The sequence below is a fragment of the Pantoea cypripedii genome (genome assembly GCF_002095535.1).
In the GTDB taxonomy this organism is placed as follows: domain Bacteria; phylum Pseudomonadota; class Gammaproteobacteria; order Enterobacterales; family Enterobacteriaceae; genus Pantoea; species Pantoea cypripedii.
In genome coordinates, this window is record NZ_MLJI01000001.1 from 44,260 (window position 1) to 58,671 (window position 14,412).

Below are 14,412 nucleotides of genomic sequence, written 5' to 3' on the forward strand. Positions count from 1 at the left end.
GTATCAGAACGGCTGCTTCGCGTAGCCGGTCATCACTTTCAGTCCCATCTCGCGTCCGAGCGCGGTCATTGGGTGCACCACCACCAGGCCGCGCACGCTTTTCTTCAGCGCACCCAAATTAGCCTGTTCTTTTTTGGTGATCTCACGGCTGAACGCCAGTTTTTGTAGCTGCTGCGCTTCTTTGCTCAGCTTCTCGTCACGGACACCGCGCAGGCGTTCAATCTCTACCACCAGTGCTTCTTTCTCTTTCAGCAGCGCGCCGAGTTTCTCGGCATCACCCGCTTCCAGCAGCTGTGGTTCTTTGCGGTTCAGGGCATCCAGCTGATCGCTAAGGCGTTTGATCTCAGCTTTTTCTTGTTCTTTCATCGGGAAAACTCGTTAAGGAAAACAGGGAAAGGATACACCATAACGACACGGCTGTTGCGCGATTTATCGCGCGGTGAATACCTCAAACCGCTGGCTTCTTAAACGCCTGCTTATGGGAAATGCGGGAAATCAGCTCGGTGAGGGACAACACCATGGTGGAGCGTACCATCTGTAAATAACGCTGCTGCTGCATGGCGCGCAGTTCTTCGTCATCACGGGTGAAATCGGGTTGGGGCGGCCAGGCGACGACGCAGTGCAGTTCGCGAAAAGGGCCGAGAATCTCGTCATCGGTAAAACGATACTCGTTGGTGTCGTGGTTTAACTCTTCGCGCAGTGCCAGCAACAATTCACAATCTTCATATTCATGACGATTGATCACGCCGAGGCCGTAAATCAGTTTCAGGCGGACAGACATCTCGCCAAGCGGACCATTGCCGAGCAGCAACGGTTCGACGGCGTATTTCACGGCGTAATCATCCTTGCGGAAAACCTGCAAAACCAGCAGGTTAACCGCTTCGGTCAACAGCTCAACGGCGGCGATCAGAAAGCTTCTCACCGAACGTCCGGCGTTCAGGCGCTCAAGCACCCGGTTTTCAAAAGCTTGCTTCTCTTCCATTATTGCCTGCATCGTTCAGATACCGCCGTGTTGCGTGGCGCGCATTATGCCATAGCGTTGTAAGCACTCACCACTGAGGTGACGACTTCACTGTTGGCATCCAGCCCGGAAATTTGTGCCAGGGTTGCCTGCGGGCCTTTTTCCGCCAGCAGCGCTTCCAGCTCCTGGGCCTGCGGGTCCTGCGCACTGCGGTAATGCATCGCGGCGGCAATCCCCTGCACCAGGTTGGCATGCGGCAGCTGATATTCCAGCGTGCCCAGCGTTGGTTTGATCAGACGATCGCCCGCGCTGAGTTTACGCAGCGGCTGACGGCCCACGCGCTCAACGTCATCTTTCAGGTACGGGTTTTCAAAACGGCTGAGGATTTTCTGGATGTAGGCGGCGTGTTTATCCGCATCAAAGCCATAACGCTTGATCAGCACCGCACCGCTTTCTTCCATCGCGCCCTGCACCACGGCACGGATTTTCTGGTCAAGGATGGCATCGCGGATGGTGGCGTGACCAGCCAGCTGGCCGAGATAGGCGGTAATCGCGTGACCGGTGTTCAGGGTGAACAGCTTACGCTCGACAAACGCCATCAGGTTATCGGTCAGTTCCATGCCCGGAATATTCGGCAGTTCGCCTTTGAACTGGGTTTTATCGACGATCCACTCGCTGAAGGTTTCAACTGTGACTTCCAGCGGGTCATTGCTGCCGGCTTCTGACGGCGGCACGATGCGGTCTACTGCGGAATCCACAAAGCCAACATGCTGTTCAACCCAGGCGTGATACTGCTCCGGCAGCGCTTTCAGCACATGCTGTTTCAGCTGGCTGGTGCCGCGCACCATGTTTTCACAGGCAATAATATTCAGCGGACGGACATTACCGTTGTCGCTGCGTTTGGCCAGCCCTTTGGCGACGCCACCGGCGATGCGCTCCAGAATTTGCGGACCAACCGCCGTGGTAACGATATCAACCTCAGCAATCAGCGTAACGATATCCTCGCTGGCGCTGCTCACCGCACTCACACCTTTCACCATCTCGACTTTCGCCTGCTCGCCAACCACATGAACCGGATACTCATGACGGGCGTTAAGGGCATCGAGCACTACCTGATTGACATCCGCGAATACCAGCTCGATACCGGCATCAGCCAGCAGCTTACCGATAAAACCACGGCCAATGTTACCTGCTCCGAAATGTAACGCTTTCATAATTTGACCCATATCAAATGACGATGGGGCGGGCATGTCCGCCCCGGAACGTGGGGACGGGCATGCCCGCCCCAGGGAAAAGTAGTTATCTATCAGGCGGTGGTTTTGCTGCCAGACAGCAGATCCAGCACATCCTGTACGCTGGTGGTATTCGCCAGCTTCTCAATCACGCTTTCGTCGTCCAGCGCGTTGGTCAGGCTGGTGATCACCTGGATGTGTTCGTTATTGCGTGCTGCAATACCAATCACCAGGCGCGCCACTTCGTCCGCTTCTTCGCCAAACTGCACACCCGCCGGATACTGGCAGAATACCACGCCCGTTTTCAACACGCGGTCTTTGGCTTCCACCGTGCCGTGCGGTACTGCAATCGACTCACCAAGGTAGGTCGGAGTCAGTTTTTCACGCTCCAGCATGGCATCGACGTATTCCGGCTGCACGTAGCCGCCTTTCACCAGTTGCTCACCGGCAAAGCGAATCGCCTGCTCTTTGTTGCTGGCGCTCAGGCCGAGGAACACGTTGTTGGCACCCAGTTTGAACAGATGCGCGCTGCCGTCGTCATAGCTGTCGGCGAGGGTGGTCTGCACAGTTTCGCGATGCGCTTCGCTGCGATTTGCCGCCACCAGACGCTCGGTCAGGTTGGTGTACAACGCGCTGTCGAGGAAGTTGTTCAGCGAAATGTGCTGAGCCTGCGGTGCCTGGCGCATAGCACGCTCAGTCAGATCGCGGTGGGTAATCACCAGGTCCACATCACCCGGCAGGGCGTTGATGGCACTGTTGGTCACCGAAATATTGCTCAGACCGGCATCCTGCACTTTCTTACGCAGCACGCCTGCACCCATGGCGCTGGAACCCATACCGGCATCACAAGCCACAATGATTTTGCGTACGTGGTTCAGGTCAACGCTCATCGCGTCACCGGCAACCGGTGCACCCGCCACGCTCTGGCCTTTGGACTGCGCTTTCATGTCCTGCATACGTTTGGTGGCGGCTTCGATATCATCTTCTTCTTTCACTTTGCTGGTTTTCAGCAGGATAGAAGAGACAACGAAGGAGACAGCAAACGCCGCAATGATGGCGGTGATGTTAGCGAAGTAAGTGCCTTTCGGCGTCATGGCCAGCACGGCGAGGATTGAACCCGGAGAAGCCGGAGACACCAGGCCGCCGTGCAGCACGGTCAGGGTGAACACGCCAGTCATACCACCGAGGATCACCGCCAGCAGCAGGCGCGGTGCCATCAGCACATACGGGAAGTAAATTTCGTGGATACCGCCGAGGAAGTGGATGATCGCTGCACCACCGGCTGATTGTTTGGCGCTACCGCGACCAAAAATCATATACGCCACCAGCACACCCATACCTGGGCCTGGGTTGGCTTCGATCAGGAAGAAAATGGATTTGCCCACTTCGCTCGCCTGCTGGATGCCCAGCGGAGAGAAGATACCGTGGTTAATGGCGTTGTTGAGGAACAGGATTTTCGCCGGTTCAACAAAGATGGAGGTCAGCGGCAGCAGGTTGTTCTGCACCATCAGATTCACACCTGCGGCGAGAATATGGGACAGGCCTTCAACCAAAGGACCGATACCGATAAACGCCAGCAGTGCCAGCAGCATACCGATGATACCGGCAGAGAAGTTGTTAACCAGCATCTCGAAGCCGCTTTTGATTTTGCCATCAACGGCACGGTCAAAATGTTTGATCGCCCAGCCGCCCAGCGGACCAGCAATCATCGAGCCGAGGAACATCGGCATATCGGCACCGACAATCACACCCATGGTGGTGATTGCGCCGACCACACCGCCACGGTCGCCACCCACCAGACGACCACCGGTGAAACCAATCAGCAATGGCAGCAGATAGGTGATCATCGGGCCGACGAGTTTCGCCAGCGTCGCGTTGGGGATCCAACCGGTTGGAATGAACAGTGCAGTGATGATACCCCAGGCGATAAACGCACCGATGTTAGGCATCACCATATTACTCAGAAAGCGACCAAAGCTTTGAACTTTGACCTTCACTGATGAGGACATAAACCCACCCCTTATTGAGACGCGCCGCAATAAGAGAGCGCGTTTGTTTTTGTTAAGACGTTACGGCGGGGGCCGTGGCATTACTGTATGCAGGCGGACTCTAGCACTAGTTTATGACGCTGCGTAGCGCACGGGATAAGTGTGATTTAGATCACGCTTATTTGGGGTGTGCAGGGTGGTATTTAGTGACATTGATCACAAAAAGGCAGTGTAAGAAAAGTACGATGCCGAATATTTAACCAAATCAGGGTGATAAATGTGACGATAATCACTTTTTGATGGGTGTGGTTTGTTTCATAAATGTGATGATGATCACAAACAATTTATGGTCGAAAATGCGCCAGATCACACAATGCCGGGAGTGGGGTAGAGCAGAAAAGGGGAATGTAAGGAAGTGACAAAAGTCTGAAAAGCGGGTAATCCATGATTACCCGCCTGACGTTTTACTGAAAACCGCTCTGCACGGCATTCTGTGCCTGGGTCAGCGCCTGGGCATTGCTGGAGAGGGTAGTCATCAGCGCGTTGTACTGTGTTGCCTGATCCTGGGTGGGGAACTGCACGCCGCCATTATTAAAGGTGACACGCGTACCTTGCGATTGCAGGTAGTCACCGGTCTGGACTGCGGCCTGGCTCAGCGCCTGCAATTGCGGCAGCAGTGGCATCAGGGTGCTGGCGGGTTGCGTCACCACTTTGGTGAAGACGCTGTCATACACTTTTTTCAGGTCGTCCGGCTGTTTCAGAGTGGCGTGGCTGCTGTCAGCCTGCATTTTGGCGGCCTGAATCTGCTGGGTCAGCACACCCAGATTGCCGCTGGCCTGGCGCAGGGTGTCACGGCGCGTCAGGTAATCCTGCGGTACGCGAATCGCGGCCAGTTCATCAACGACCGGGCGCATGCCCTGTTCAACCGCCTGATTGACCTGCTGAGAGAAGCCATAAAGGATGGCGTAATCGCTGGCATAGTTACCGAAGGTTTGTTTCTGGTTTTCGCTCAGGCTGGGCAGATGCTCGCCGCTGCGCATCACGGTGTTCTGGAGAAAATCAGTAAAGGCTTTGCGTTGATCGCCTTCTTTGTCGCCGCAGGCGGTAAGTTGCAGCACGGCAAGCAATGTAATCATCAACATGCCGCTACGCATCCAGATGCGGGAAATTCCTGACGCCATATTCAACTCCTGTAAGTCACTCAATGGCTGATTTCAATTCGGTGAGAAAGGTCCTAAAGGATAGAACAATGGGTTGGGGTGTACAACGGGCGCGTTGTAGTGCGTTTAAAACGCCTTTATCTTTATGTTCGCCATAGCGTGGTTTTGTTTGTTTCGGAGTGATTTCGTTCGCTACCGGCACTGGCAGTTGCAGTTCGCCTGTGCGGCGACCGAGCAAAGGGGACCTGGCCGTCCCCTTTGCATTCCCCGGCCCTGCGCCGCCTGCCTCGCCGCTTCGCGGTCCCTTCGCTTACTCACGCTTCCGACGGACCGGCGTCGATTCGCTCCTGCTCAACGCCGCCTTTCGCCGCATCCTTGCGGCTCATCCTGGAATCGTTCCCGCGCTCAGCGAGTTCGGATGGCGCTAACACCCCCGCTGCAACCGCGATGACGGTCTTTGGTTTTTCTTTTGCTGTTTGTTCTTTTGTTCTTCGGTCTTGCAGACGGAGGTGTGGGCGGCATTCGCAGCGCCGAGTGCAGAGGGAAGGCCAGGACGAGTCGCATGGATGCGACGAGAGCGCGGCATGAGCCAGGACGGCGAATCCGCGCGGTCCGTCAGGCCTGAGTGATAAGCGAGGGGACAGCGCGAAGCGCTGCGCGAGGACGCCGCATGGCGCGGATTGCAAAGGTGCGCGCCATCGCACCTTTGCCCGTCCGCCTGCACGGCGGCCCTGAAACTGCCTAAAGCCTGGCGGGCGGAACCTTCTCAGAATCAAACCACTGCCTGGAGGGCTAAACCTCTGCGGACCCAACCCGCTGCCAGCAGCGCATTAATAAACTAGCGCCTGCCCATCCTTGCGACTTTCAGTCGCTGCGATATAAAACCCCTGCGGGTCGCGCGCAATCACCTGCGCACCACCGAAGTTATAACCCTGTAAGGGATCTTCTACCGCAATCTTGTGGCCCATCGCGCGCAGTGCGGCGAGGACATTGCGATCCATGCCTGCTTCAACAATCACCTCGCGGCCCTGCACCACACGCCAGCGTGGGGCATCAATCGCGGCCTGCGGGTTCTGTTTGTGCAGCATAATGCGTAGCGCCATCTGCAAATGTCCCTGCGCCTGCATCGGGCCGCCCATCACGCCGAATGACATCAGTGGCTGGCCGTCACCATCCAGCGCAAACGCCGGGATGATGGTGTGGAACGGACGTTTGCCCCCGGCAACCACATTTGGATGCGCAGGATCGAGTGAAAAACCTGCACCACGGTTTTGCAGGCTGATGCCGGTATCAGGCACCACCACGCCGGAACCGAAGCCCATAAAGTTGGACTGAATAAATGACACCATCATGCCGCTGGCATCGGCAGTCGAGAGATACACGGTGCCGCTCTGCTGTGGTGAGCCGAAGGTAAAATCTCCCGCTTTATCCGGGTCGATCAGCGCGGCGCGCTGTTTCAGGTAGCTGTCGCTCAGCAGCAAATCCGCCGGGAATTCCAGGTGATCTTCATCGGTGATGTAACGGTCCAGATCCACCAGCGCCAGCTTCATCGCTTCAATCGATAAGTGCAGCCACGGCACGCTGTCCGGCGTGTAGCTGCCAATATCCCAATGTTCCAGAATGCCGAGGGCGATCAGGGTAGCGATGCCCTGGCCGTTTGGCGGCAGCTCCTGTACCGAACCACCGGCAAACGGATGCGACAGCAGTTGCACCCAATCGGCGCGATGATGGTTGAGATCTTCCAGCGTCAGCGCCGCGCCGTGCTCGGCGGCGAAGGCGGCCATTTGCTGCGCCAGTTCGCCACGATAGAAGGCTTCACCGTTGGTTTCAGCGATTTTCTGCAAGGTGGCGGCCTGCGCCGGATTGCGGAACAACTCACCGGCACGCGGTGGGCGACCTTCCGGTGCAAAGCAGGCGCTGAAGCCGGGCTGATCTTTCAGTTTGTTGTAGCCGCGCTGCCACAGCTGACCAATCAGCGGCGATACCGGGAAGCCGTCGCGTGCGTACTCAATCGCCGGTTGCGCCAGCGTGGTAAGCGGCAGGGTGCCAAAGCGTTCCGCCAGCGCCACCCAGGCCGACACTGCGCCCGGTACGGTGACCGCCTCCCAGCCGATTTCTGGCATGGTTTGCTGCCCGGCAAAGCGTTCCGGGTTCCACGCCGCCGGGGCGCGACCGGAAGCATTCAGGCCGTGCAATTCTTTGCCATCCCAGATAATGGCGAACGCATCGCTGCCGAGGCCGTTGCCGGTCGGCTCCAGCACCGTCAGCGCCATGGCGCTGGCAATCGCTGCATCGACGGCGTTGCCGCCCAGCTGCAACATGCGGATACCGGCCTGCGCTGCCAGCGGCTGCGAGGTGGCGACGGCGTTGCGTCCCATCATTGGGACACGGTGGGAGGCGTAACTGACGTTGTAATCCAAATCACTCATAACCTTTCCTTAATGTGAGTCATTGCGCGGATCGAGCGCGTCGCGCAGTCCGTCGCCCAGCAGGTTAAAGCCCTGCACGGTGAGAAAAATGGCCAGGCCGGGGAAAATCGACATCCACGGTGCCTGTTCCAGGTAACCTTTTGCGGTATTCAGCATCGCGCCCCACGAGGGCGAAGGGGGTTGCTGGCCGAGGCCGAGAAACGACAGGCTGGCTTCGGTGATAATCGCCGACGCAATCGCCAGCGTGGCCTGCACCAGAATTGGCGACAGCACATTCGGCAGCACGTAACGCAGGATGATCCAGCGGTCCGGCAGGCCAATTGCGCGAGCGCCATCGATATACTCTTCGTGACGAATGGCGATCACCTGGCCGCGCGTCAGACGGGCGAAAATCGGCATCGCTGACAGGCCAATCGCAATCATCGCATTCGACAGGCTCGGGCCGAGAAACGCCCCGAGCGCAATCGCCAGAATCAGAAACGGGCAGGCGAGCAGTGCCTCGATAAAGCGTGAAATAATGCCGTCGCACCAGCCCTGCCAGTAACCGGCAATCAGCCCAAGCGGCACGCCAATCAGGATGGCGATCATCACCGAAATGCAGCCTGCCAGCAGCGAAGTACGCGCGCCCCAAATCAGACGCGACAGAATATCGCGTCCCAGTTCGTCAGTGCCGAACCAGAACAGCGCCGATGGCGCTTTGCGTACCGCCAGAAAGTTGGCTTTGATGGGATCTAAGGGGGCCAGCCACGGGGCCAGCAGCGCCACCGCGACAAACAGCACCACAATCACCGCGCCAATCAGCGCGCTTTTATTGCGCAAAAACTTCTTCAGCACCCGGCGATTCGGCTTTGCTACGGCAGGCACTGCGCCTGCGGTTAAGACCTCGCTCATGGTTAGCCTCGCATTTTCGGGTTGATTAACAGATAGAGCACGTCGGCCAGCAGGTTGAGCAGCAGAAACCCGATGGCAACCACCAGCACCACGCCCTGCACCACGGCGTAATCACGGTTAAACACCGCATCGACAATCATCTTGCCGAAGCCGGGCAGGGTAAAAACCTGCTCGGTCAGCACCGCGCCGCCCAGCAGTTCGCCAAACAGCAGCGTTGTCAGGGTGACGATCGGCATCAGCGCATTGCGGAAGGCGTGTTTCAGCACCACTTTCGGCGCCAGCAGGCCTTTGGCGCGTGCGGTGCGGATGTAATCCGCTTTCAGCACCGCAATCATCGAGGCGCGGGTATGGCGCATCAGGGTGGCGGCGAGGCCGGTGCCCAGCACCAGCGCCGGTAGCAGCAGGGTTTTCAGGTTCTGCGCCATATCTTCGCTGACCGGCACAAAACCTGACGCCGGTAGCCATTGCAGATGCACCGAAAACAGCAGGATCAGCAGAATCCCCAGCCAGAAATGCGGCACCGAGATGCCCGATAGCGCGACAAAGTTGGTGGTGTGATCGACCCAGCTATCTTTGCGTACCGCCGCGATAATCCCCATGCTGATGCCGATCACCAGCGCAATCAGCATCGCCAGCAGTGACAGCTCCAGCGTGACCGGCAGTTTGCTGGCAATTAACGCCGTCACCGGCTCTTTGGTACGCAACGACATGCCGAGGTCGCCCTTCAGCGCGCTGCCAATCCACGCGAAATATTGCGTTGGGATCGGGTCGTCGAGATGGTACTCGGCACGCAACTGAGCGATGACCGCCGGATCGCGCTCCTCACCGGCCATCGCCAGCACCGGGTCGCCTGGCAGCAGCTTTTGCAGCGCAAACACCATAATGCTCACCAGCAACAGGGTGGGAATGGCCAGCAGCAGCCGTTTAACAATCAATTCCAGCATCATCGCTCCTTAGCGGTTTACTGCGCCATGCTCACGCCAGCCAGGCGTACCAGCCCGTCCGGCCAGGCTTTAAAGCCCTGCAATTTTTTCGTCATGCCAAAGATGCGTGGCTCAAAGTAGAGGTAAGCAATCGGCATATCGGTTTGCAGCTGGTTCACCACCTTGTTGTACAGCGCCTGACGCTGCGCCTGATCGTTGGTCAGACGTGCGGCGTTCAGCCACTCATCCACCTGCGGATTGCTGTAGCGGCCATCGTTCAGCGTGCCTTTGCTGTTGATAAACGAGTAAATGCTGCCATCCGGATCGGGACGACCGGACCAGCCTGACAGGCTGAGCTGGTAATCACCGCGTTGCTGGCGATCCAGCAGGGTGGCGAATTCGCTCATTTGCAGATTGAGGTTGAAACCGGCCTCGCTCACCATCGCCTGAATCACCTGGCCAACCTGCTGCGCGGTGGGGTTGTTGGTGACCAGCAGCGTCACGTTGAGGGGTGTGGTGACGCCAGCGGCCTTCAGCAACGCTTTGGCTTTCTCCACATCGCGCGCCGGGGTTGGGATATTGACGTGATACGCGCTGACCGGAGAAAAAGCCTGATTAGCCGGGGTATACAGGCCTTCAAACGCCACCTGATTCAGCGCATCGCGGTCGATGGCCAGCGAGAAGGCTTCACGCACACGCGGATCTTTCAGCGGGCTATTGGCATCGACTTTGCCGTTGTTGATGTTGAAGGTGATGCCCTGATAACCGAGGCCGGTGACTTTCGCCAGCGCCAGTTTGCTGTCGCCTTCAACGGTTTTCACATCGCTGGCGGCGACGCCTTCGGTGAGATCGAGGTCACCGGCGCGCAGGTTGGCGAGGCGTACCGAGGCATCCGGGATCGGCAGGAAAATCACTTTGTCGAAATGGTAGGCACCTTTGTTCCAGTAATTATCAAAGCGTTTCAGGACGATGCGGTCCTGCTGCACACGGCTTTCGAACTGATACGGGCCGGAGCACACCGGATGGGTGGCGAAATCAGGCTTCTTCGCTGCTTCAGGAGCCAGCATCGCGCCCGCGCGGTCGGTCAGCTGGCTGAGCAGCGCTGCATCCGGGGTTTTCAGGTGGAATTTCACCTGCATCGGCCCACTGACTTCCACGCTCTGAATCGAGGAGATTTCGCTTTTGCGCAGTGAACCCGGCAGCGTCAGCGCGCGTTCGATATTGAATTTCACCGCGTTAGCATCGAATTTTTCACCGTCGTGGAAGGTGACGCCACTGCGCAGATTCATGGTCAGCGTTTTGCCGTCATCACTCCATGCCCAGTCGGTGGCGAGGCCCGGCACCACTTTCAGGTTCTCATCGACATCGACCAGCCGATCACACATGGCAGCAAACACAAAGCGGCCATAGTAGGTGCGCGCCAGATGGGGATCGAGCATGTCCGGGTCGGCACCCAGTCCGATGCGAATCACGCTTTCGGCGTGGCTATGCGCGCTGGCACCCAGCAACATCAAACCACTAAGGGCAGTTAATAACGCTTTCTTCACGGCTAATCTCCAGAGGGTTAAGCTTGCTGATTGACCGCCTGCTCAAACAGCGCGCGGCGACGTAAAAAGGCGGCAGACGGCGGCGCAATCACAATCGCGCTACGGTCACGGTTAATCTCCTGCCAGCGGTGACAGGCAATTTGTCGTCCACCGCTCAGCACCTGGTTGATGGGTTCAAACTGGCGGCATTCGGCGGTCGCCCACGGGCAGCGGGTGTGAAAACGGCAGCCAGTGGGAGGATTGGCTGGATTGGGCAGATCGCCCTGCAACATCGGAATGGTGCGGCTGGCCCCCGGCTGCATCTGCGGTGCGGAGGCGATCAGTGCCTGGGTATAGGGATGCAGCGGCGCATCGAAAATTTCGTCCACCGTCGCCAGCTCGACAATCTGCCCGAGGTACATCACCGCCACGCGGTCGCTCATATGGCGAATCACCGCCAGGCCGTGCGCCACAATGATCATCGTCAGGCCAAATTGCTGCTTCAGGCTTTCCAGCAGGTTCACCACCTGCGCCTGTACCGAAACATCCAGCGCGGATACCGGCTCATCCCCCAGCAGCAGCTTCGGTTGCGAGGCGAGGGCACGGGCAATGCCGATACGCTGACGCTGACCACCGGAAAACTCGTGCGGATAACGTTCTGCCCAGGCGGCGGGCAGGCCGACGGTGCGCAGCAGCTCCGCCACCCGTGCGTGGCGTGCTTCACGGTTCATGTTGTCGTGCAGCCACAGCGGTTCACCGACAATCTGCTGCACTGTCATCCGGGGGTTGAGGGAGGCGAAGGGGTCCTGAAAGATAATCTGCAATTCGCGGCGCAGCTGATTGAGGCGCGTGCCGCTGGCGTGGGTGATGCTTTCCCCTTCGTACATCACTTCTCCGGCACTGGCCGCCAGCAAACGCAGCAACAGACGCCCGAGCGTCGATTTACCGGAGCCGGACTCGCCGACAATCGCCAGGGTTTCCCCCGGCATCACTTGCAGTGACACGCGATCCACCGCCGTGACGCCACGGTTGCGTTTAAACAGGCGATTTGGGCCATTGAAGGTTTTGCTTAAATCGCAGCATTCTAAAATCGGTTTCATGCGATCTCTCCCAGCGTAACGTGCTGTTCCAGCGGGGCGCGAAAACAGGCCACCTGATGTTCCGGCGTCAGCGCGCGCAGCGCCGGACGGTTCTGATGACAGCGCGTTTCTGCAAACGGGCAGCGGGTGGCAAAACGGCAACCGGCGGGCATGCTCTCCGGCAGCGGCACCGAGCCGGGAATGGTCGCCAGTGCGCCGCTGCGCGCGCTCAGGCTGGGAATCGATCCCATCAGCCCGATGGTGTAGGGGTGCTGCGGATCGTTGAAAATCTCGGCCACCGTTCCGCTCTCCACCACCTGACCGGCGTACATCACCGCTACGCGCTGCGCCACTTCCGCTACCACGCCAAGATCGTGGGTGATCATCAGTACCGCGGTGCCGGTTTCCTGCTTCAGCGTATTCAGCAGATCGAGGATCTGCGCCTGAATGGTGACGTCGAGCGCGGTGGTGGGTTCATCGGCGATCAGCAGTTTGGGCTGGTTAATCAGCGCCATGGCGATCATCACGCGCTGGCGCATTCCGCCCGACAGCTGATGTGGGTACGCCTTCAGGCGCATTTCCGCGGCCGGAATCTGCACTTTTTGCAGAATGGCCAGTGCAGCGTCCATGGCAGTACGGCGGTTGACCTTACGATGGCGCATCACCGCCTCGCTCAGCTGATCGCCGAGGGTGAAGGCCGGGTTGAGCGAGGTCATCGGCTCCTGAAAAATCATCGCCAGCTGATTGCCGCGCAGGCTGGCGTAGTCACCGGCGCTCAGAGCGCGCAAATCGCGGCCATCAAACTGCATCTCGCCCTGTAAAATCCGCGCGCTATCGGGTTGCAGGCCCATCAGCGTCAGCGAGGTGATGCTTTTGCCGCAGCCGGATTCGCCGACCAGCGCCAGAGTCTCTCCGGCGTGCAATGTCAGGGAGATATCGTCGATCACCGTGACCGGCGAACCGCGAAACTGCACGCGCAAATTGCTGACCGATAAAACAGGTTGGGCCGTCATGGCGTCTCCTCGTGGCTGGCATACAGGGTTTCCATCAGCGCCTGTTGCAGCGCCAGCAGATGCTCACGCATCGCTGCCGCCGCCTCATGGGGCTGGCGATTGGCGATATGCTCCAGCAGACGCTGGTGATGGTTATCGTAGTTATTGAGGCGTGCCGGGGTGCGAGCCTGTTCGCGCAGATGCTGCCAGCCGGGGTCGCGGCGCACCGCATCGACAGCTTCAAACAGGCCGAGCATCAGGCGATTTCCGGCGGCCTCGGCGATGGCGCGGTGAAAGGCGCTGTCCCACAGTTCGTGCTGGTCGCCATCTTCTGGCGCGACAATGCCCTGCATGCGTTCAATCAGGCGTTTCATCAGGGCGATTTGTTCTTTGCTGGCGCGCAGTGCGGCGAGGCGCGCCAGCCCTGGCTCCAGTTGCAGACGCGCTTCCATCACCTCCAGCAGGTTCGACTGCTGCGGCAAATCCTGTAATACCAGCGGCTGCACCGGGGCGGCCGGGCCGACAAAGGTGCCTTTGCCCTGTTTACGCCAGATGCGGCCCTCTTCTTCCAGCACATCCAGCGCGCGGCGGATTTCGCGGCGACCCACGCCAAAGCGTTCGGCCAGTTCGCGCTCGGTCGGCAGTGCGCGATCGGGCGTGTGCTCCTGCTGCTGGATCAGCTGGCGCAATTGCTCCAGCGCCGAGCTGGAGTTGATGGCAGATTTTGGCGTGTCACTCATGATTGGTTCGCTTGTTTATTCATCAGTTGGAATCGCGTAAAGCCTAATGTCTGTCATAAACCGACAGCCTGCACAAACTCGTAGCGGCGCGATTTATCGCGCTGTTTATGCATGTTCTGTTAAAAGGCGCGCGATAAATCGCGCCGCTACAGCCTGTGCGTTCGTTAAACGAAGGCTGTTCTCAGCTTAGGCAAGAAGCGAACCAATATTTAATTGGTTCGGCGGCGGGGAAAGGGATTCAGGAATAACCCTATGATCGTTAAGTAAAACTTTTTTTCGTGCCAGGTGAAAACTGAGAGGTGCATCAACCTGGGCCTGGGGGGCCTGCGTCATGTTGGTGCGCGGATGCTGCACCGCTGTGCAGAACCTGACAGCCAGAGAACCTGTTTTTTATAAAAGTCCATATTTTTCATGGCTATATAATATTGGCACTTTTTTTGCCTGACTTTAGCCAGATGCAGGAGCGATAGCGGGTAACCGATGTCGCCAGA

Annotated in this window: 12 protein-coding genes; all 12 read right to left on the bottom strand. The window is 58.4% G+C overall.

Translation table 11 applies throughout. The features are described 5' to 3' along the window. Nucleotides 1-3 precede the first annotated feature (3 nt). The 12 genes from HA50_RS00210 to HA50_RS00265 all read right to left on the bottom strand — a co-directional run bounded on the left by HA50_RS00210 (nt 4) and on the right by HA50_RS00265 (nt 13,921). Nucleotides 4-366 carry a YibL family ribosome-associated protein gene (locus HA50_RS00210; RefSeq protein WP_084871645.1) on the bottom strand — a complete coding sequence of 121 codons (363 nt, stop codon included), beginning with the start codon at nt 364-366 and terminating at the stop codon, nt 4-6. Between the two features lie 82 nt (nt 367-448). After that, nucleotides 449-994 (bottom strand): MltR family transcriptional regulator, encoded by a 546-nt coding sequence (gene mtlR, locus HA50_RS00215; protein WP_208617271.1) that lies wholly within the window; start codon nt 992-994, stop codon nt 449-451. Nucleotides 995-1,026: 32 nt separating this feature from the next. Continuing rightward, nucleotides 1,027-2,175: a mannitol-1-phosphate 5-dehydrogenase gene (gene mtlD / locus HA50_RS00220; RefSeq protein WP_084878250.1), complete on the bottom strand. Its 1,149-nt coding sequence runs from the start codon at nt 2,173-2,175 to the stop codon at nt 1,027-1,029. Between the two features lie 92 nt (nt 2,176-2,267). Then, the gene (locus HA50_RS00225) at nt 2,268-4,202 is read right to left on the bottom strand and encodes a PTS mannitol transporter subunit IICBA (protein ID WP_084871647.1); all 1,935 of its coding nucleotides are present in this window, start codon (nt 4,200-4,202) and stop codon (nt 2,268-2,270) included. A gap of 443 nt (nt 4,203-4,645) precedes the next feature. Further along, a complete protein-coding gene (locus HA50_RS00230) occupies nt 4,646-5,362 on the bottom strand; it encodes a DUF3053 domain-containing protein (RefSeq protein WP_084871648.1) in 717 nt (238 codons plus the stop codon). Nucleotides 5,363-6,171: 809 nt separating this feature from the next. After that, on the bottom strand, nt 6,172-7,770 hold the full coding sequence (locus HA50_RS00235; RefSeq protein ID WP_084871649.1) for a gamma-glutamyltransferase family protein: 1,599 nt from the start codon (nt 7,768-7,770) through the stop codon (nt 6,172-6,174). Nucleotides 7,771-7,779: 9 nt separating this feature from the next. Next, nucleotides 7,780-8,661 carry an ABC transporter permease gene (locus HA50_RS00240; RefSeq protein ID WP_084871650.1) on the bottom strand — a complete coding sequence of 294 codons (882 nt, stop codon included), beginning with the start codon at nt 8,659-8,661 and terminating at the stop codon, nt 7,780-7,782. A 2-nt stretch (nt 8,662-8,663) separates the two neighbouring features. Next, nucleotides 8,664-9,605 (bottom strand): ABC transporter permease, encoded by a 942-nt coding sequence (locus HA50_RS00245; RefSeq protein WP_084871651.1) that lies wholly within the window; start codon nt 9,603-9,605, stop codon nt 8,664-8,666. Nucleotides 9,606-9,622: 17 nt separating this feature from the next. Next, nucleotides 9,623-11,095: an ABC transporter substrate-binding protein gene (locus HA50_RS00250; RefSeq protein WP_084871652.1), complete on the bottom strand. Its 1,473-nt coding sequence runs from the start codon at nt 11,093-11,095 to the stop codon at nt 9,623-9,625. A 53-nt stretch (nt 11,096-11,148) separates the two neighbouring features. After that, the gene (locus HA50_RS00255; protein WP_084871653.1) at nt 11,149-12,210 is read right to left on the bottom strand and encodes an ABC transporter ATP-binding protein; all 1,062 of its coding nucleotides are present in this window, start codon (nt 12,208-12,210) and stop codon (nt 11,149-11,151) included. Beyond that, nucleotides 12,207-13,202 (bottom strand): ABC transporter ATP-binding protein, encoded by a 996-nt coding sequence (locus tag HA50_RS00260; protein ID WP_084871654.1) that lies wholly within the window; start codon nt 13,200-13,202, stop codon nt 12,207-12,209. The genes HA50_RS00255 and HA50_RS00260 overlap by 4 nt, the downstream gene beginning before the upstream one ends. Beyond that, the gene (locus tag HA50_RS00265; protein WP_084871655.1) at nt 13,199-13,921 is read right to left on the bottom strand and encodes a FadR/GntR family transcriptional regulator; all 723 of its coding nucleotides are present in this window, start codon (nt 13,919-13,921) and stop codon (nt 13,199-13,201) included. The genes HA50_RS00260 and HA50_RS00265 overlap by 4 nt, the downstream gene beginning before the upstream one ends. Between the last annotated feature and the right edge of the window lie 491 nt (nt 13,922-14,412).

What these genes read in the sequence shown, in the direction of transcription:
- HA50_RS00250 (WP_084871652.1), bottom strand. Translation starts at nt 11,095, where the DNA reads ATGTTGCTGGGTGCCAGCGCGCATAGCCACGCCGAAAGCGTGATTCGC.
- HA50_RS00235 (WP_084871649.1), bottom strand. Translation starts at nt 7,770, where the DNA reads ATGAGTGATTTGGATTACAACGTCAGTTACGCCTCCCACCGTGTCCCA.
- HA50_RS00255 (WP_084871653.1), bottom strand. Translation starts at nt 12,210, where the DNA reads ATGAAACCGATTTTAGAATGCTGCGATTTAAGCAAAACCTTCAATGGC.
- mtlD (WP_084878250.1), bottom strand. Translation starts at nt 2,175, where the DNA reads ATGAAAGCGTTACATTTCGGAGCAGGTAACATTGGCCGTGGTTTTATC.
- HA50_RS00225 (WP_084871647.1), bottom strand. Translation starts at nt 4,202, where the DNA reads ATGTCCTCATCAGTGAAGGTCAAAGTTCAAAGCTTTGGTCGCTTTCTG.
- HA50_RS00245 (WP_084871651.1), bottom strand. Translation starts at nt 9,605, where the DNA reads ATGCTGGAATTGATTGTTAAACGGCTGCTGCTGGCCATTCCCACCCTG.
- HA50_RS00230 (WP_084871648.1), bottom strand. Translation starts at nt 5,362, where the DNA reads ATGGCGTCAGGAATTTCCCGCATCTGGATGCGTAGCGGCATGTTGATG.
- HA50_RS00265 (WP_084871655.1), bottom strand. Translation starts at nt 13,921, where the DNA reads ATGAGTGACACGCCAAAATCTGCCATCAACTCCAGCTCGGCGCTGGAG.
- mtlR (WP_208617271.1), bottom strand. Translation starts at nt 994, where the DNA reads ATGCAGGCAATAATGGAAGAGAAGCAAGCTTTTGAAAACCGGGTGCTT.
- HA50_RS00240 (WP_084871650.1), bottom strand. Translation starts at nt 8,661, where the DNA reads ATGAGCGAGGTCTTAACCGCAGGCGCAGTGCCTGCCGTAGCAAAGCCG.
- HA50_RS00260 (WP_084871654.1), bottom strand. Translation starts at nt 13,202, where the DNA reads ATGACGGCCCAACCTGTTTTATCGGTCAGCAATTTGCGCGTGCAGTTT.
- HA50_RS00210 (WP_084871645.1), bottom strand. Translation starts at nt 366, where the DNA reads ATGAAAGAACAAGAAAAAGCTGAGATCAAACGCCTTAGCGATCAGCTG.